The following is a 17,912-nucleotide window of genomic DNA, read 5'->3' on the forward strand; positions in this document are numbered from 1 at the left end:
GCGGGGCGAGAGCAACCTTACGAGCAGTGCGGTGTGGCTCCGGACGCGGAGTCGGGAAGCGGGGTTCTACGGAGACGGGCGTGACGTATCCGGCATCAAGAAGGCGTTAACGATTAGGTAAGGTAACGAAGTAACTTCCCTGTCGCAGTGCCCCTCCTGGAAGGAACGGCCCCTGACTGTCCACCAGCTCAACCAGCTCCTGCTCGTCAGCGCCCTCGTGCTGCTCGTGGCGGTCGCCGCCGTGCGCATCTCCTCGCGCAGCGGACTGCCCAGCCTCCTGCTCTACCTCGGCATCGGCGTCGCCATGGGCCAGGACGGGTTCGGCCACGTCGACTTCAGCAACGCCGAAATGACCCAGGTCATCGGCTATGCGGCACTCGTCGTGATCCTCGCCGAAGGTGGTCTGGGCACGAAGTGGAAACAGATCAAGCCCGCCCTGCCCGCGGCCGCCGCCCTCTCGCTCGTGGGCGTCACGGTGAGCGTGGGCGTGACGGCCGCGGGAGCGCACTACCTGGTGGGCCTCGAGTGGCAGCAGGCACTCATCATCGGCGCCGTGGTCTCCTCCACCGACGCGGCGGCGGTCTTCTCCGTCCTTCGTAGAGTGCCGCTCCCCGCGCGCGTGACCGGTGTCCTGGAGGCGGAGTCCGGCTTCAACGACGCCCCGGTCGTCATCCTCGTCGTCGCGTTCTCCGCCGCCGGCCCCATGGAGCACTGGTACGTCCTCGTCGGCGAGATCGCCCTGGAGCTCGCCATCGGCGCCGCCATCGGCCTCGCGGTCGGCTGGCTGGGCTCCTTCGGCCTGCGGCACGTGGCCCTGCCCGCCTCCGGCCTCTACCCGATCGCCGTCATGGCCATCGCCACGTCCGCGTACGCCGCGGGCGCCATGGCCCACGGCAGCGGATTCCTCGCCGTCTACCTGGCCGCGATGATGATGGGCAACGCCAAGCTGCCGCACTGGCCGGCCACCCGGGGCTTCGCCGAGGGGCTCGGCTGGATCGCGCAGATCGGCATGTTCGTCCTGCTCGGCCTGCTCGTCACGCCGCACGAGCTGGCCGACGACATCGTGCCCGCGCTCCTCATCGGCCTGGTCCTCACGATGGTCGCGCGCCCCCTGTCGGTCGTCGTCAGCCTGGTGCCCTTCCGCATACCGTGGGCGGAGAAGGCCCTCATGTCGTGGGCCGGTCTGCGCGGCGCCGTGCCCATCATCCTGGCGACCATCCCGATGGTCACCGGCGTCGCCGACAGCCAGCGGATCTTCAACATCGTCTTCGTCCTGGTCGTCGTCTACACCCTCATCCAGGGACCCACGCTGCCGTGGCTCGCCGGGAAGCTGCGCCTGGCGAGCTCCACCGACGCCGCCGACCTCGGCATCGAATCGGCACCCCTGGAGCGGCTCCGCGGCCACCTGCTGTCCGTCTCCATCCCGGAGGGCTCACGGATGCACGGCGTGGAGGTCGGCGAACTGCGGCTGCCCAAGGGCGCCGCCGTCACCCTCGTCGTCCGCGACGGCGCCTCCTCCGTGCCCGCCCCGACCACCGTGCTGCGCCGGGGCGACGAACTCCTGGTGGTCGCCACCGACCCGGTGCGGGACGCCGCGGAGGCGCGCCTGCGGGCCGTCGCCCTCGGCGGCAAACTGGCCGGTTGGTTGGGTACCGCCGGCCCGGAAGCCCGTTAGCATGGATGCACAGACCATGTACGACCGACTCTGCCTGACGTAGAGCCGGCGCGACCGCAAAGCGGCCGCGGTCCCCTTGCAGCACCGTGCTTCACGGCCTGACCTGCTTGGCCCAGGGCCTCTCCTGGCGCGGACCGTAGGTATCACTCGGTTCCCGGCGCATGAGGACGGCTCTCGGCGCGCACCCCTCAACCACGAGGACCGCGCGCTACCAGGCGGCAGAAAGGCAAGGACCGTGCCACAGAAGGACACGGTCACCGCACCCGGCACCCAGCGGGCCGCACGCCCCGGCTACGGGCAGCTCCTGCGCACCCGCGGGGCCTGGACGTTCCTGCTTCCCGGCTTCGCGGCCCGCCAGCCGTTCGCGATGCTCACGATCTCCATCGTGCTGCTCGTGCAGCACACCACCGGCTCCTACGGCACCGCGGGCGCGGTCTCCGCGACGACCGGTGTCGCCATGGCGCTCTTCGCGCCCTACAGCGGCAAACTGGCCGACCGCTTCGGGCAGCGCGCTGTCCTGCTGCCCGGCGTGCTCGTGCACTCCGCGGCGGGGCTCACGCTCACCGTGCTCGCACTCTCCGGGGCGCCCACCTGGGCGCTGTTCGTGGCCGCCGTGCCCACGGGTGCCTCGACACCGCAGATCGGGCCCATGGTGCGCGCCCGCTGGGGCGTGAAGCTGCAGGGGTCGCCCCTGATGCAGACGGCCGCCGCCTTCGAGTCGGTCACCGACGAGTTCACGTTCGTACTCGGCCCGCTGTTCGCGACGGCCCTGTGCACCGGCATCGACCCGGCCGCGGGCCTGATCACCGAGGCGGCGCTCACACTCGTCGGCGGCCTCCTGTTCGCCACCCAGAAGGCCACCCAGCCCCCCGTGGCCGGCCTGGAGGAGCACGCGCGCGTGCAGCACTCCTCCGCGCTGCGCGTCCCCGGTGTGCGGGTCCTGATCGTCACGTTCCTCGGCATCGGCTCCGTCTTCGGCGGCATGCAGGTCTCGCTCGCCGCGTACACCGAGTCGATCGGCGAGCCCGGCCTCAACGGCGTCCTGTACGGGATCTTCGCCGCGGGCAACATGCTCTCCGGCCTGGCCTGCGGCGCCATCGCGTGGAAGATCGCCCCGCAGCGCAGGCTCCTCGTCGGCTACACGGCGCTCGCCGTCATGGCCTCGGGGCTGTGGGCCGCGCAGTCCGTGGTGCTGCTCGCCGGGCTCGGCCTGCTGGTCGGCGTGTGCATCGCGCCGTCCCTGATCACGGGCTACACGCTGGTCGAGAAGATCGCCCCCGTGGGCTCCCGCACCGAGGCCTTCACCTGGCTGACCGGGGCCGTCGCGCTCGGCCAGGCGGCCGCCGTGTCGGTCTCCGGACAGCTGGAGGACCGCCTCTGGGACGGGGCCGGATTCCTCGTCCCGATGGGCGGCACCGTGCTCGCCCTGGTGGTCATGTTCCTGCTGCGCTCGCGGCTCACACCGTCCTCCACGGGGCGGACCGTGGCACGTGGTGTGGGTCACCGCGAGCCCGTGGCAGTGGACTGATCCCGCGGAATAGGTCACTATGGATCGTCGTTAGCACTCAACGAGTGAGAGTGCCAGGAGGAAGACACAGTGCCGACTTACCAGTACCAGTGCACCGAGTGCGGCGAGGGCCTCGAGGCGGTGCAGAAGTTCACCGACGATGCCCTGACCGAGTGCCCCAGCTGCAACGGCCGCCTCAAGAAGGTGTTCTCGGCCGTCGGCATCGTCTTCAAGGGCTCCGGCTTCTACCGCAACGACAGCCGCGGTTCCTCGTCGAGCAGCAGCCCGGCGTCGGCCTCGAAGTCGTCGACCGGCTCGGAGTCGAAGTCCTCTGACTCGAAGCCGCCCTCGGACGCGAAGCCGTCGACGTCGACCTCTTCGGCCTCGTCGAGCTCTTCGACGTCCTCCGCCGCGTAAAGCGTCCTCCGCCGCACAAAGCAGCGCCGGCGGCGCGAGCGGCGCCGCGAATTCTTACGAGACCCTGTCGTCTTCCGACGACAGGGTCTTCGGCGTTCGCCGCGTGACTACTGTGCTGACCCATGGCGACCAACTCAGGGAACGTACACGCAAGCGCCGCCGCCGGGATCGGCGTGATCGGCGGCTCCGGCTTCTACTCGTTCCTGGACGACGTGACGGAGATCAGCGTCGACACCCCCTACGGGCCGCCGAGCGACTCGCTCTTCCTCGGCGAGGTGGCGGGGCGCCGGGTCGCCTTCCTGCCCCGGCACGGCCGCGGCCACCATCTGCCGCCGCACCGCATCAACTACCGCGCCAACCTCTGGGCGCTGCGCTCCGTGGGCGTGCGCCAGGTTCTCGGCCCGTGCGCGGTGGGCGGCCTGCGGCCCGAGTACGGGCCGGGGACGCTGCTCGTGCCCGACCAGTTCGTGGACCGTACGAAAGCGCGGGCGCAGACCTACTTCGACGGGCAGCCGCTGCCGGACGGGACCGTGCCGAACGTCGTGCACGTCTCGCCCGCCGACCCCTACTGCCCCACGGGGCGCAGGGTCGCGGTGAAGGCGGCGCGCGGCAAGGACTGGGAGCCGGTGGACGGCGGGACGCTCGTGGTGGTCGAGGGGCCCCGGTTCTCCACCCGCGCCGAGTCCCGGTGGCATGCCGCCATGGGCTGGTCGGTGGTCGGGATGACCGGGCATCCGGAGGCGATGCTCGCCCGTGAACTGGAGCTCTGCTACACGTCGTTGACCCTGGTCACGGACCTGGACGCGGGTGCGGAGAGAGGCGAGGGCGTCTCGCACGACGAGGTGCTCCAGGTGTTCGCGGCCAATGTGGACCGGCTGCGGACGGTGCTGTTCGACGCGGTGGCGGGGCTGCCGGCGGAGGCGGAGCGGGACTGCCCGTGCGTGGGGGCGCTCGGCGGGATGGATCCGGGGTTCCGGCTGCCGTGACGCCGTATCTCGGCCGCCGGAACTACCCCTTCGGGTGAGGGAGTTGTCCACAACCGCTCGGTAGTGCACGGGCTTCGGCGGGATGCGGCGGGGAGGCGGATCGTGTTCGGCGAGACGGGTGCGGTGCCCGTCCGGCCCGACCGATCCGCAGGCGGTGACGACTGTGTCCGCATCTGTACCTGTCCCGTACGAGCTCGGCATTCCCCCGACGTCCGAGGTGCCGCCCTTCCCTCCCGTGCGGGTGCGCGGCGCGCGGTGGCGGCCGGGGCGCGCGGGCCGGCGTCGACACCGGCCCGCCGTGGCGGCGGGGCTCGTCCTGACCGCCGCGGCGCTGGCGGCGGCGGTGCCGTCGTCCGGCGCGGGAGGCGGGCCCGAGCCGCCGCACGCGGGGGCGGGGCCGGGTGGGCGGGCCGCCGCGTCCGCCGTGACGGTGTCGGCGCCGGTGCGGATCGCGGACGCGGGGGCGGTGCGGCTGCTGCGGCCGGGCGACCGGGTCGATGTGGTGGCGGCGCGGGCGGACGGCGGTCCGGGAGTGCGGGTGCTCGCGTCCGGCGTCCGCGTGGCATCCGTTCCGAAGCCGGGGCCAACTCTCGGTCAAGGCGGCGATGTCGGCGAAACCTCGGCGGCGGGCGGGGCGTTGGTGGTGCTGACGGTGGAACGTGGGGCCGCGGCGCGGCTCGCGGGCGCCGGAGCCGCCTCTAGGTTGGCGGTGACGGTGTGGTGACGTATATCTCCCCAAGTCCCCCGATCGAGCTACCGAATTGGACAGGTCTGACCCGAACTGTCGTAGGTTGCGGAAGCGTTTGCTCCACAACCTGTACATGTGAAGAGAGGCCTTCTGGTGAGCGAGAACAACGAACCGAGCCTGTGGGAAGGCTTCAAGGCCTTCCTCATGCGCGGGAATGTGATCGACCTCGCGGTCGCCGTCGTCATCGGCGCCGCATTCACCAACATCGTGAACGCGGTGGTGGAAGGGGTCATCAACCCGATCGTCGGCGCGTTCGGCACACAGGACCTGAACAAGTACGCGTACTGCCTCAAGGGCACGTGCGAAAAGGGCAGCGACGACAGCATCCAGATCATGTGGGGCACGGTTCTCAGCGCCGCGATCAGCTTCCTGATCACGGCCGCCGTCGTGTACTTCCTGATGGTGCTGCCGATGGCCAAGTACCTCGCCCGGCAGGCCGCGCGGAAGGCGGAGAAGGAAGGCACCCAGGAGGTCCTGGAGGTCTCCGAGCTGGAGGTGCTCAAGGAGATCCGCGACGCGCTCGTGGCGCAGCGCGGTTCAGGGCACACCGAGCCCTAGCCGGGCTCGCCGCGGCCCTTCAGATGTGGTGGGGCGGCTTCTCGTCGAGGAAGCGGGCCAGGTCGGCGGCGCTGTTGTCGCCGGCCGTCGGCCGCTCGCCCCAGCCGCGGTCCGTGTCGTCGGAGGACTGCGCCGTCAGCGGATCGTCGAAGATCAGCGCGGCCTTGGGGTCACGCTTCTTCGGATCGCGCTTCTCGGGGTCGGGGGTGGGGCTGCTCATGGCTCCAGGGTACGTCGCCGGGGGCGCCGGCCCCCGGGGCGCCGGGTCAGACGGCCGTGAGGCCGTGGGACTCGAAGATCGCCCTCGCGGAGGCGATCTGCTCGGGGGTGGGCGAGGGGGTGTCGTGCAGCGTGAAGGTCTTGCCGAGCGCCTGCCACTTCGCCTCGCCGAGCTTGTGGAAGGGCAGCACGTCGACCCGGGAGACGTTGCCGAGGGAGCCCGCGAAGGCGGCGACGCCCTCGATGTTGGCGGGGTCGTCGGTCAGGCCCGGGACGAGCACGAAGCGCACCCACACGTTCTTGCCGAGGTCGGCGAGGCGGTGCGCGAAGTCGAGGGTGGGCTGCAGCGGTCGCCCGGTGACGTGCTTGTAGGTGTCCCGGTCCCAGGACTTGATGTCGAGCAGCACCAGGTCCGCGTCGCGCAGCAGCGCGTCGGTGGCGCGCACACCGAGGAAGCCCGAGGTGTCGAGGGCCGTGTGCAGGCCCAGCTCGTGCTTGAAGCGGTGCAGCAGCTCGCCGGCGAAGACCGGCTGGAGCAGGGGCTCACCGCCGCTGATGGTGGCGCCGCCGCCCGCGGCCCCGATGAACCGGGTGTACTTGGCGGCCTCGGCGACGATGTCGTCGGCGGCGGTGCGCTTGCCGTCGCGCATCTTCCAGGTATCGGGGTTGTGGCAGTACAGGCAGGTGAGCGGGCAGCCGGAGAGGAACGTCACGAAGCGGGTGCCCGGCCCGTCGACGCCGGTCGACAGGTCCCAGGAGTGCACCGATCCCTCGATGGGCCGACGCGTCGCGGCGGCGGCCGGGGTCGCGGCGTCGTTCGCGGTGAGGTTCTGGGTGAGCATGACGGTCATGACGTTCCTCCTTGTGTCCTGCGGGCTGTCTCGGTCAGGAGGACCGGCTCACAGGGAGCCGTGGAAGGTGCGGTGGATGACGTCCAGCTGCTGCTCGCGCGTCAGGCGGACGAAGTTCACCGCGTACCCGGAGACCCGGATGGTGAGCTGCGGATAGTTCTCCGGGTGCTCCATGGCGTCCTCGAGGGTCGCCTTGTCGAGGACGTTGACGTTCATGTGGAAGCCGTCGCTGGCCATGAAGCCGTCGAGCACGCCGGACAGGTTGCCGATCCGCTCGGTGGGCGTGCGGCCCAGGGCGTCCGGGGTGATCGTGTTGGTCAGCGAGATGCCGTCCTCGGCGTCGTCGTAGGGCAGCTTCGCGACGGACAGGGCGGAGGCGATGTAGCCGTGCTCGTCGCGCCCGTTCATCGGGTTGGCGCCGGGGGCGAAGGGGGTGCCGGAGCGGCGGCCGTCCGGGGTGTTGCCGGTCTTCTTGCCGTAGACGACGTTCGAGGTGATCGTGAGCACCGACTGGGTGTGCACGGCGTTCCGGTAGGTCGGGTGCTTGCGGACCTTCTCCATGAAGCCGTGGACGATGCGCTTGGCGATGTCGTCGGCGCGGTCGTCGTTGTTTCCGTAAGCCGGGTAGTCGCCCTCGATCTCGTAGTCGACGGCGAGTCCGGTCTCGTCGCGGACGATCTTCACCCTGGCGTGCTTGATCGCCGAGAGGGAGTCCGCGGCGACCGACAGACCCGCGATGCCGCAGGCCATGGTGCGCAGGATCTCCTGGTCGTGCAGGGCCATCTCGATGCGCTCGTAGGCGTACTTGTCGTGCATGTAGTGGATGACGTTGAGCGCGTGGACGTAGGTCCGCGCCAGCCAGTCGAGCATCGCGTCGTACTGCCGGGCGACCGTCTCGTAGTCGAGGTACTCGCCCTCGATGGGTTCGAAGCCCTCGACGACCTGCTTGCCGGACTTCTCGTCGCGGCCGCCGTTGATCGCGTAGAGCAGCGCCTTGGCGACGTTCACGCGGGCGCCGAAGAACTGCATCTGCTTGCCGACGGCCATCGCGGAGACGCAGCAGGCGATGGCGGTGTCGTCGCCGTACTTGGGGCGCATCAGCTCGTCGGACTCGAACTGGATGGCCGAGGTGTCGATGGCGACCTGGGAGGCGAAGTCCTTGAACCCCTTGGGGAGTTCGCGCGACCAGAAGACCGTCAGGTTCGGCTCGGGGGCCGGGCCGAGGTTGTAGAGGGTCTGCAGCGCGCGGAAGGTGGTGCGCGAGACGAGCGGGCGGCCGTCCTCGCCGATACCGGCCATCGACCAGGTGACCCAGGTGGGGTCGCCGGAGTACAGGTCGTTGTACTCGGGGGTGCGCAGGAAGCGGACGATGCGGAGCTTGATGACGAAGTCGTCGATGAACTCCTGGGCCTCGGACTCGGTGATCCGGCCGGCCTCGATGTCGCGCTGGAGGTAGATGTCGAGGAAGTTGTCGATGCGGCCGATCGACATGGCCGCGCCGTTCTGCTCCTTCACGGCGGCCAGGTAGCCGAAGTACAGCCACTGGACGGCCTCGCGGCCGGTGGTCGCCGGGCCCGAGATGTCGTAGCCGTACGACATGGCCATGGCCTTGAGCTCGTTCAGCGCCTTGATCTGCTCGGAGATCTCCTCGCGGTCCCGGATGACGTGCTCGGTGGGCCAGGCGGCGCCGAGCTCGTCCTTGTCGGACTGCTTGGCGGCGATGAGGCGGTCGACGCCGTAGAGGGCGACGCGGCGGTAGTCGCCGATGATGCGGCCGCGGCCGTAGGCGTCCGGGAGCCCCGTGATGATGCCGGAGGAGCGGCAGGCGCGGATCTCGGGGGTGTAGGCGTCGAAGACGCCCTCGTTGTGGGTCTTGCGCAGGTGGGTGTAGATGTCGCGGACCTGGGGGTCGGCCTCGTAGCCGTAGGCGTTCAGGGCGCCCTCGACCATCCGCCAGCCGCCGTTGGGCATGATCGCGCGCTTGAGCGGGGCGTCGGTCTGGAGGCCCACGATGAGGTCGTTGTGGTTCGCGGCCGTGCCGTCGATGTAGCCGGGCCTGAACGCGTCGATACGGGACGGGGTCTTCACGTCGACGTCGTGGATGCCGCGCTCGATCTCGGCGGGGAACATTCCGAGGAGCTTGTCCCACACGGCGGTGGTGCGTTCGGTCGGTCCGGCGAGGAAGGAGCCGTCGCCCTCGTAGGGGGTGTAGTTCCGCTGGACGAAGTCGCGGACGTCGACGGCGTCCCGCCACAGCCCTCCCTTGAAGCCGTCCCAGGCCTCGCCGTGCGTCGTCTTTTCCGCGGGAGTGGCAGTCATCTGCGGCACCTTCCCCATCTCTTCGACCAGTGGGTTGCTACGTGTTCATTGCACTCCCGCGGGGCTCGCCGGAGGGGCGGCAATGGTCCTGAGTTGAGGACCGTAGGGCCCTACTTCGGGCCGGTATCCGCCGGAACCACCGGGGTGACCTGGGGTTTCCCTCGGGACTTTCGACCCATGTTCGCTTGTGAACGCATTCACAAGAAATGTGCCGGATTTCCGTGGTACCGGCCCCTGCCGCACATGCGTGAACTGCGTGCCGATTCCCCCACGCCGCCGCCCGATCTGCTGGGGTGGGCCCATGACGTCCACGCCAGACAAGCGCTCCCCGATCCGCCGCATGGTCGAGCGGGGGCGCGACGAGGAACACCGGGCCGCGTCCCCGCTGGAGCTCTTCTTCGACCTGTGTTTCGTCGTCGCCGTCGCGCAGGGCGGGGCGGAGCTGGTGCACGCGGTCGCGGAGGGGCACTCGGGCGCCGGCGTGATCGACTACGCGCGCGTCTTCTTCGCGATCTGGTGGGCGTGGATGAACTTCACGTGGTTCGCCTCGGCCTACGACAACGACGACGCGGCCTACCGCGTGATCACGCTCGTCCAGATCGCGGGCGTCCTGGTGCTCGCGGCCGGCGTCTCACAGGCGTTCGCGCACGACAACTACATGGTCGTCTGGCTGGGCTACCTGATCATGCGGGTCGCCATGGCCACGCACTGGCTGCGGGCAGCCGTCTCCACCACGGGGGCCGAGCGCCGGGTGGCACTGCGGTACGCGGGCGGGGTGCTCGCCTGCCAGATCGGCTGGCTGGCCCTGCTGTTCACGCCCAAGTCGGCGCAGGGCTGGGTGTTCCTCGCGATGGCGATCCTGGAGATGTGCGTACCGGTGTACGCGGAGCGGGACCGGCGGACGTCCTGGCACCCGCACCACATCGCCGAACGCTACGGCCTGTTCACGATCATCGTGCTCGGCGAGTCGATCGCCGCGGCGACGGTCGCGGTGAAGTCCGGCATCGAGGAGAACGACGCGCTCGGCGAGCTCCTGCCGATCGCGGCGGGCGGCCTCCTCATCGTCTTCGCGGCCTGGTGGATCTACTTCGCGGCGCCGATCCACGACCGGCTGCGCAGCAACCGGCAGGCGTTCGTATGGGGCTACGGCCACTTCTTCATCCTCGCGTCGGCGGCCTCCATCGGCGCGGGCATCGAGGTCACCGTCGAGCAGGCGGTGGGCAAGGCGCACATCTCCACGACCGCGGCCTCCGCCGCCGTGACCATCCCGTCGACGGTGTTCCTGCTCCTCGTGTGGGCGCTGCACGCGCGGTACTTCAAGGTGGGGGCCGCGCAGCAGATGGCACTGCCGGTCAGCGCGGTGCTGGTGCTCGCGTGCACGTTCGTGGGGCACTGGGCGGTACTCGCGGCGGGGATCGTCGCGGCGCTCACGGTGGCGGTCGGGGTGACGCTGTCCTCGCGCGGGGGCGAACCGCGACCTGCCTGACGGGCTGCGGGCGGCGCCGCGGTCGGTGCCACGGGCGGTATCGCGGTCCGCGCGACGGGCGGTGCTGCGATCCACACCACGGGCAGCACCGCTGGCAACGCCACGGGCGATGCCCCGGCCGGTACTACGGGGAGCACCACTGGCGGCGCCACGGGCGGTGCCCCAGCCGGCACCCGAGGCGGCACCCGGGCCGGCCCCTGGGTCGGCCCCCGGACCGGTACCCAAGGCAGGCGCCAACTCCCGTGGTAGGCATGGCACATGACGACGTCACGCAACGATGCCCTCACCGATGTCCCCGGCCTGCGCGTCGGACACGCCACCCGTGTCGGGGACGGATTCCTGACCGGTACGACGGTCGTGCTCGCCCCGGAAGGCGGCGCGGTCACCGCCGTGGACGTACGCGGCGGTGGCCCGGGCACGCGGGAGACCGACGCGCTCGACCCGCGCAACCTCGTGCAGCGGATCGAGGCGATCGTGCTCACGGGCGGCAGCGCCTTCGGCCTCGACTCCGCGTCGGGCGTCATGGCGTGGCTGGAGGAGCGAGGGCGCGGGGTCCCGGCCGGCGCCCGCCCCGGAGAGGTGGTGCCGGTGGTGCCCGCGGCGTGCGTGTTCGACCTCGGCCGGGGCGGCGACTGGCGGGCCCGGCCGGACGCGGCGACGGGCCGCGCCGCCATCGAGGCCGCCGCCGCGACGGAGCCCGGCTCCCCCGTCCAGGAGGGCAACATCGGCGCGGGCACCGGCACGCTCGTCGGGAAGCTGCGCGGCGGCATCGGCACCGCGTCCACGGTCCTCGACTCCGGGATCACGGTCTCCGCCCTGGTCGTCGCGAACGCCGCGGGTTCCGCCGTGGACCCGGCGACCGGGGCGCTGTACGGCGAGTTCTTCGCGGGGCGGGGGCCGGTGACGTACCCGACGCCGCAGGCGCACGAGGCGGCCGGCAAGCGCCTGGCCGAAGCAGCTGCGGCCGGGGCGAGCGGGGCGGGGCCGCTGGACGGGGAGGGCGGTCCCGGACGCGCGGCCGGGACCGGCGCGCGGGACGGCGCAACCGCTCCCACCGATCCCCCGCCCCTCAACACCACCCTCGCCGTCGTCGCCACCGACGCCGACCTCACGCGCGCCCAGGCGCAGAAGGTCGCCGGTACCGCGCACGACGGGATCGCGCGGGCCGTCCGCCCGGTGCACCTGCTGAACGACGGGGACACGGTGTTCGCGCTCGCCACCGGGGAGCGGCCGCTCGACGCCGCGAACCCCCTCGCCCTCAACGAGGTGCTCGCGGCCGGTGCCGACCTCGTGACGCGGGCGATCGTGCGGGCCCTGCGCACGGCGGAGTCCGTATCGGCCGGCGGCCGCACCCACCTCTCGTACAGCGACCTCTACGGGGGCACGAGCGGCGCCGTGTAACAGAGATCCACCGCCGCGTAACAGGACTGTCCCTGTGGCTGCGTTCACAGCAAGCGGAGGGAACCCTTCCGGCCGTCTCACGCTCTTCCCCCACATCGGTAGAGAAGCTGCGGAACAGCAGAAACCACGAAAAGGGGAGCAGACCGTGAGCAGGCAGAACATAGCCGTCGTGTGCGCGGCCATCGCCGTCGGCGCACTGACCCTCACGGCCTGCGGGGGCGACGCCACCGCCAGCGACGACAAGGACGGCGACGCCCCGAAGATCGCCATCTCCGCCAAGGACGGCTCGACCGGCGCGTCGATCAACGCGACCGGCGTGAAGGTCAGCGACGGCAAGCTGACCACCGTGAAGATGACCGAGTCGGCGAGCGGCAAGACCGTCCCCGGCACGATCACGTCGAACGGCGCGGCGTGGAAGCCGAAGGAGCAGCTGGAGCGCGGCACCAAGTACCGGATCTCCGCCGCCGCCAAGGACGACGGCGGGCACAAGGCCGCCGCCAACTCCATCTTCACGACGGTCTCCAGCGCCAACAGCTTCATCGGCACCTACACGCCGGACGACGGTTCGACGGTCGGCGTCGGGATGCCGGTCTCGTTCACGTTCGACAAGGCGATCACCAACAAGAAGGACGTGCAGTCGCACATCACGGTGACGTCCAGCAGCGGCCAGAAGGTCGTCGGCCACTGGTTCGGCACGCAGCGCCTCGACTTCAGGCCCCAGGAGTACTGGAAGGCCGGCTCCAAGGTCACCATGAAGATCGACCTCGACGGCGTCGAGGGGGCGAACGGGGTGCACGGCGTGCAGGACAAGACGGTGACCTTCACCGTCGGCCGCGCGCAGGTCTCCACGGTCGACGCGAACACGCAGGAGATGACCGTCGTCCGCGACGGCAAGACCATCAAGACGGTCCCCGTCTCCACCGGAAGCAACCAACACCCGACGTACAACGGGCAGATGGTGATCTCCGAGAAGTTCGTCCAGACGCGCATGAACGGCGACACCGTCGGCTTCGGTGGCGAGTACGACATCGCGGACGTCCCGCACGCGATGCGCCTGTCCCAGTCCGGGACCTTCATCCACGGCAACTACTGGAGCTCACCGGGCATCTTCGGCTCGCAGGGCACCAGCCACGGCTGCGTCGGCATGCGCGACGTGAAGGGCGCCGGCGGCGACACGACCGCCAAGTGGTTCTACGACAACTCCCTCGTCGGCGACGTCGTCGTCATGAAGAACTCGCACGACGAGACGATCGCTCCCGACAACGGCCTCAACGGCTGGAACATGGCATGGAGCCAGTGGACCGCGGGCAGCGCCGCCTGACCCACACGCACTCTCACCGACACGGGCCGCGCGGGAACCTCCCGCGCGGCCCGCGCGTTGTCCAGGCACGTCGCTCAAATCCCGCCCCCCGTTTGTCATTTCCCGGACACAAGGTCCGGCCGAAGGACTACGGTATGCACCCACGAGGTGACACGAAGCAATACTGGGAGGTGCCTTGAGCGCTCCGCATGACTCCGGGCCCGACATCGGATTCGGGACCGCCGAGCCGGACGCGTCACCCGAAGCACAGCTCGGGCGGCTCCTCGGCCGCGCGCTCAACTCCTTCGACCTGCCCGACGAGGCGCTGGAGCGGCTCGACGGCGCGCTCGCGTACGCGGGCTCCCTGCACTCGGCCCACCACAGCGCGGGCCGCCACCGCGAGACCTACCGGCACAACTGGCTGCTGATCGACGGCAGCTCGCTCACCCTCTGGGAGCTCGTGCACAACACGGGCCGGGACGGCACACCTCAGTACGAGGTCTACGTGTCCGAGGACGAGCTGCACCTGGCGACGGGACGGCTCCCGCTGCCCCACGGCGTCGAACCGGAGTTCGACCTCCACGTCCCCATGGCCCCCGTCAAGATCCTGCCGCCCCCGCCGACGCGCCACACCTTCGGCCCCGAAGACCCGGACAGCTCCGTCGACCACGCCCGCCGCCTGCTGCGCCGCGCGGAGAACCCGGACGTCACGACGCGCCCCGGCCCCGGCACCGCGCGACTGCTGCAAGAGGCGTGCGCGCACCAGATCACCCAGGCCTTCGGCTGCCGCGTCAGCCACGGCTTCGCGCTCTACGAGCACGCGTTCCTGCTGCGCGACGGCTGCGAGCTCAGCCTCTGGGAGGTCGAGCACACGGCGACACCGGACGGCCGGCACATGTGCGAGGTGTACGCGACGCAGGACGCGGCGCGGGCCGCGATGGAACACCGGGCGGCGTCCCACCCCCGGGCCCGCAGATAGCACTCCCCCGGACTACCGGCGGCTGAACTCCCGTACAAGCCCCGCGAAAGCGTCCTGCTCGTCGGCCGTCAGCGGCACCGACTCCAGCGCGGGCGCCCGCGACTGCGCCGGGAGCACACCCATCGGCAGCTGCGCCCGCCGCTGCGGCGGCCCGAAGGCGACGGTGCGCACCAGGCGGGCCAGACCGATCATCCATGCCACGGCCGCAAGAGCGACCAGGGCAAGGCCCAGCTGCTGAAGGATCGACACGTGCTCAGGCATGCGGTCCAGTGAACACCACGGTCCGGGACTTTGGTCCCGGACCGTGACGTATCTCGCAAGGCTCCTCAGGCCTCGCCAACCATGCCAACCGCGTCAATCACACCAAGCGCACCAAGCGCGGTATGCCTCACACCTTCGCGGGCTGCACCGCCGCGGGCTCCGTGACGGTCACCGTCTGCGACGGGGCCTGCACGGTCTCCGGCTGCGGCTGCCCGGTGGCGGCCGGCTGCTTGCGCAGCGACTTGAGCAGCACGGTCAGCGCAGCGGTGACGCACGTACCCGCCGCGATCGCCACCAGGTAGAGCCAGGCGTTGCCGATCAGGGGGACCACGAAGATGCCGCCGTGCGGGGCGCGGAGGGTGGCGTCGAAGGTCATGGAGAGGGCGCCGGTGACGCCGCCGCCGACGATCGACGGGACGATCACGCGGAACGGGTCGGCCGCCGCGAAGGGGATGGCTCCCTCGGTGATGAAGGAGGCACCGAGGACCCAGGCCGCCTTGCCGTTCTCCTGCTCGGCCTTGGTGAACAGCCTCGACCGGACGGTCGTCGCGAGCGCCATGGCCAGCGGCGGGACCATGCCGGCCGCCATCACGGCGGCCATCACCTTGAGCGAGCCGTCATTGGGGTTGGCGAGGCCGCCCACCGCGAAGGCGTAGGCGACCTTGTTGAGCGGGCCGCCCAGGTCGCTGGCCATCATCACGCCGAGCACGACGCCCAGAATGATCGCGTTCGAGCCCGACAGCGAACCCAGCCAGTCCGTCAGCCGTGTCTGCACCCAGGCGATCGGCTGTCCCACGACAGCGAACATCAGGAAGCCGACGAGCGCCGACGAGACGAGCGGGATCACCACGACCGGCATGATGCCGCGCAGCACGTCGGGCACCTTGACCCGCTGGATCGCCATGACCAGCGCACCGGCGATCAGACCGCCGACCAGTCCACCGAGGAACCCCGCGTTGACCGTGACCGCGATCGAGCCCGCGACGAAGCCAGGCACCAGGCCGGGCCGATCGGCCATGCCGTATGCGATGTAGCCGGCGAGGACCGGGACCAGGAAGGCGAAGGCCGCCTGGCCGGTCCAGAACATCAGGGCCGCCCAGCTGTGCATCGAGCCCCAGTTGAAGGCGTCGACGACGGACTGGACGTCGGTGTCGGCGATCTTGTAGCCACCGAGTGCGAAGGAGATCGCGATCAACAGCCCACCCGCCGCCACGAACGGCACCATGTAACTGACGCCCGACATGAGCCACTTGCGGAGCTTCGTGCCGTAACCGTCCGTGGAGTCGCCGGAGTTGTCCACAGGTGTGGACGACGCGTCGGCGTGGGCCGTGGTCTCGCCGCGGGCGGCCTTCTCCCGGACCTCCGTGATGAGTTCGGCGGGGCGGTTGATGCCCGCCTTGACGCCGACGTCGACCGTGGGCTTCCCGGCGAAGCGTTCCTTCTCGCGTACGGGGACGTCGTGGGCGAAGATCACGCCGTCGGCGGCGGCGATGACGGCCGGGTCGAGGCGGGTGAAGCCGGAGGAGCCCTGCGTTTCGACGACGAGTTCGACGCCGTCGGTGTCGCGGCCGGTGTTCTCCAGGGATTCGGCCGCCATGTAGGTGTGGGCGATGCCGGTGGGGCAGGAGGTGACGGCGACGATCTTGAACACCGTCGGGTTCTGCGCGGGCGTCTCCTCGTCAGAGGGTCCCGTCTCCGACGCCGGCGGCTCCACAGCCGCTTCTACGGGTTCCGGAGTCGGCTCGTCGCCGCGTATCAGCGCCGCCGTCGCCCCGGCGTCGGTCGCCGCGCGCAGGGTCGTCTTGAAGTCCTCGTCCATCAGCTGGCGGGCCAGGGAGGACAGGATCGTGAGGTGGGCGTCGTCCGCGCCCGCCGGGGCCGCGATCAGGAAGATCAGGTCGGCGGGGCCGTCCGGGGCGCCGAAGTCGATGCCCTCGGCGCTGCGGCCGAAGGCGAGCGTCGGCTCCGTGACGTGCTCGCTCCGGCAGTGCGGGATGCCGATGCCGCCGTCGAGGCCGGTCGGCATCTGGGCCTCGCGGGCCGCGACGTCGGCGAGGAAGCCGTCGAGGTCGGTGACCCTGCCGAGGGCCACCATCCGTTCGGCCAGCGACCTGGCCGCCGCTTCCTTCGTTCCGGCGGACAGGTCGAGGTCGACCAGGTCCGCGGTGATCATCTCCGTCATCGCGGGCTCCTTTGCCTACGCAGGGGTGGGGTGACTGTTCGGGTCCGGGCTGCCGTCGTTGTCGTCGTCATCGCACGGGTTCCTTCAGGGCGCGGTCCACCGGGATCTCGGCCGTCAGGTGCACCGCGTCCGGGCGGAGGTCCCGCGGCGTCGGCATCGCGCTGCCCGGCAGCTGGACCGCCGCCGCGCCGTGGGCGACCGCCGAGGCCAGTGCCTTCGGGCCCTCGCCGCCCGCGATCAGAAAGCCGGCGAGGGAGGAGTCGCCCGCCCCGACGTTGCTGCGCACCGCGTCGACGGGGGCCGAGGCGAACCAGGCGCCGCTCGCGTCGACCAGGAGTTGGCCGTCCGCGCCGAGCGAGGCGAGCACGGCGACCGCGCCCAGCTCCCGCAGTTCCTCCGCCGCCTTGACCGCGTCGCCGACCGTGGCGAGCGGGCGGCCGACGGCCTCGGCGAGTTCCTCGGCGTTGGGCTTGACGACGTCGGGACGCATCCGGAGGGCGGCGAGGAGTGCGGGGCCCGAGGTGTCGAGCGCGATGCGGGCGCCCGCGGCGTGCGCGCGCGTGACCAACTCGGCGTACCAGGAGGGCTCCAGGCCGCGCGGCAGGCTGCCGCAGCAGGCGATCCAGTCGGCCCCTGCGGACCGTTCCCCTACGACGCTCAGCAGCAACTCGGCTTCTGTGGCGGTCAGTTCGGGGCCCGGGGCGTTGATCTTCGTGAGGGTGCCGTCGGCTTCCGCGAGCGCGATGTTCGAGCGGGTGTGGCCCTCGACCGGGACGGGGGCGACGTTGATGCCCTGCCCGTCGAGGAGTTCGGCGACCAGGGCGCCGGGCGCGCCGCCCAGCGGGAGGACGGCGAGCGTGGGGGCTCCGGCGGCGGCGACGGCCCGCGAAACGTTGACTCCCTTGCCGCCCGGGTCCATGCGCTCGCCGCCGGCACGGACGACTTCGCCGCGGTCGAGGCCGGGGATCTCGTACGTGCGGTCGAGGGAGGGGTTGGGGGTGACGGTGAGGATCATGCGGGTGC

16 protein-coding genes are annotated in these 17,912 nt (G+C 71.0%); 10 read left to right on the forward strand and 6 right to left on the reverse strand.

Translation table 11 applies throughout. The features are described 5' to 3' along the window. The first annotated feature begins 217 nt into the window (after positions 1–217). The 6 genes from ACFV9W_RS16125 to mscL all read left to right on the forward strand — a co-directional run bounded on the left by ACFV9W_RS16125 (position 218) and on the right by mscL (position 5,891). Positions 218–1,675: a potassium/proton antiporter gene (locus tag ACFV9W_RS16125; protein ID WP_385760679.1), complete on the forward strand. Its 1,458-nt coding sequence runs from the start codon at positions 218–220 to the stop codon at positions 1,673–1,675. 235 nt (positions 1,676–1,910) lie between these two features. Continuing rightward, positions 1,911–3,203: an MFS transporter gene (locus ACFV9W_RS16130; protein ID WP_385760682.1), complete on the forward strand. Its 1,293-nt coding sequence runs from the start codon at positions 1,911–1,913 to the stop codon at positions 3,201–3,203. Positions 3,204–3,272: 69 nt separating this feature from the next. Then, positions 3,273–3,599, forward strand: a complete 327-nt coding sequence (locus ACFV9W_RS16135; RefSeq protein ID WP_385760685.1) for an FmdB family zinc ribbon protein — start codon at positions 3,273–3,275, stop codon at positions 3,597–3,599. A gap of 122 nt (positions 3,600–3,721) precedes the next feature. Then, positions 3,722–4,585: an S-methyl-5'-thioadenosine phosphorylase gene (locus tag ACFV9W_RS16140; protein ID WP_385760688.1), complete on the forward strand. Its 864-nt coding sequence runs from the start codon at positions 3,722–3,724 to the stop codon at positions 4,583–4,585. Between the two features lie 163 nt (positions 4,586–4,748). After that, on the forward strand, positions 4,749–5,309 hold the full coding sequence (locus tag ACFV9W_RS16145; RefSeq protein ID WP_385760691.1) for a hypothetical protein: 561 nt from the start codon (positions 4,749–4,751) through the stop codon (positions 5,307–5,309). Positions 5,310–5,423: 114 nt separating this feature from the next. Continuing rightward, positions 5,424–5,891 (forward strand): large conductance mechanosensitive channel protein MscL, encoded by a 468-nt coding sequence (gene mscL / locus ACFV9W_RS16150; RefSeq protein ID WP_385760913.1) that lies wholly within the window; start codon positions 5,424–5,426, stop codon positions 5,889–5,891. A 19-nt stretch (positions 5,892–5,910) separates the two neighbouring features. Here mscL and ACFV9W_RS16155 read toward each other — a convergent pair whose 3' ends face one another. From ACFV9W_RS16155 to pflB, 3 genes are read right to left on the reverse strand one after another with little or no spacing between them, the layout of a single operon-like run. Next, positions 5,911–6,111, reverse strand: coding sequence for a hypothetical protein (locus tag ACFV9W_RS16155; protein ID WP_385760694.1), 201 nt, complete (start codon positions 6,109–6,111; stop codon positions 5,911–5,913). A gap of 46 nt (positions 6,112–6,157) precedes the next feature. Next, positions 6,158–6,961 (reverse strand): pyruvate formate-lyase-activating protein, encoded by an 804-nt coding sequence (pflA, locus tag ACFV9W_RS16160; protein ID WP_385760697.1) that lies wholly within the window; start codon positions 6,959–6,961, stop codon positions 6,158–6,160. Between the two features lie 48 nt (positions 6,962–7,009). Further along, complete coding sequence (pflB, locus tag ACFV9W_RS16165) at positions 7,010–9,280, reverse strand: formate C-acetyltransferase (RefSeq protein WP_385760700.1); 2,271 nt, start codon at positions 9,278–9,280, stop codon at positions 7,010–7,012. A 301-nt stretch (positions 9,281–9,581) separates the two neighbouring features. Between pflB and ACFV9W_RS16170 the strand changes: the two genes are divergently transcribed. The 4 genes from ACFV9W_RS16170 (at position 9,582) to ACFV9W_RS16185 (ending at position 14,446) form a co-directional block, all read left to right on the forward strand. Beyond that, on the forward strand, positions 9,582–10,766 hold the full coding sequence (locus ACFV9W_RS16170; RefSeq protein ID WP_385760703.1) for a low temperature requirement protein A: 1,185 nt from the start codon (positions 9,582–9,584) through the stop codon (positions 10,764–10,766). Between the two features lie 258 nt (positions 10,767–11,024). Continuing rightward, the gene (locus ACFV9W_RS16175; RefSeq protein WP_385760706.1) at positions 11,025–12,167 is read left to right on the forward strand and encodes a P1 family peptidase; all 1,143 of its coding nucleotides are present in this window, start codon (positions 11,025–11,027) and stop codon (positions 12,165–12,167) included. Positions 12,168–12,312: 145 nt separating this feature from the next. Beyond that, complete coding sequence (locus tag ACFV9W_RS16180; protein ID WP_385760709.1) at positions 12,313–13,488, forward strand: Ig-like domain-containing protein; 1,176 nt, start codon at positions 12,313–12,315, stop codon at positions 13,486–13,488. Positions 13,489–13,663: 175 nt separating this feature from the next. Beyond that, positions 13,664–14,446, forward strand: a complete 783-nt coding sequence (locus ACFV9W_RS16185) for a DUF6227 family protein (protein WP_385760711.1) — start codon at positions 13,664–13,666, stop codon at positions 14,444–14,446. Positions 14,447–14,458: 12 nt separating this feature from the next. Here ACFV9W_RS16185 and ACFV9W_RS16190 read toward each other — a convergent pair whose 3' ends face one another. The 3 genes from ACFV9W_RS16190 to pfkB form a co-directional block, all read right to left on the reverse strand. Next, positions 14,459–14,707 carry a hypothetical protein gene (locus ACFV9W_RS16190; protein WP_385760714.1) on the reverse strand — a complete coding sequence of 83 codons (249 nt, stop codon included), beginning with the start codon at positions 14,705–14,707 and terminating at the stop codon, positions 14,459–14,461. A gap of 127 nt (positions 14,708–14,834) precedes the next feature. Next, positions 14,835–16,889 (reverse strand): fructose-specific PTS transporter subunit EIIC, encoded by a 2,055-nt coding sequence (locus ACFV9W_RS16195; RefSeq protein ID WP_385760716.1) that lies wholly within the window; start codon positions 16,887–16,889, stop codon positions 14,835–14,837. Between the two features lie 67 nt (positions 16,890–16,956). After that, positions 16,957–17,904 carry a 1-phosphofructokinase gene (pfkB, locus tag ACFV9W_RS16200; RefSeq protein ID WP_385760916.1) on the reverse strand — a complete coding sequence of 316 codons (948 nt, stop codon included), beginning with the start codon at positions 17,902–17,904 and terminating at the stop codon, positions 16,957–16,959. Between the last annotated feature and the right edge of the window lie 8 nt (positions 17,905–17,912).

The organism is Streptomyces sp. NPDC059897, from assembly GCF_042730865.1.
In the GTDB taxonomy this organism is placed as follows: Bacteria; Actinomycetota; Actinomycetes; order Streptomycetales; family Streptomycetaceae; genus Streptomyces.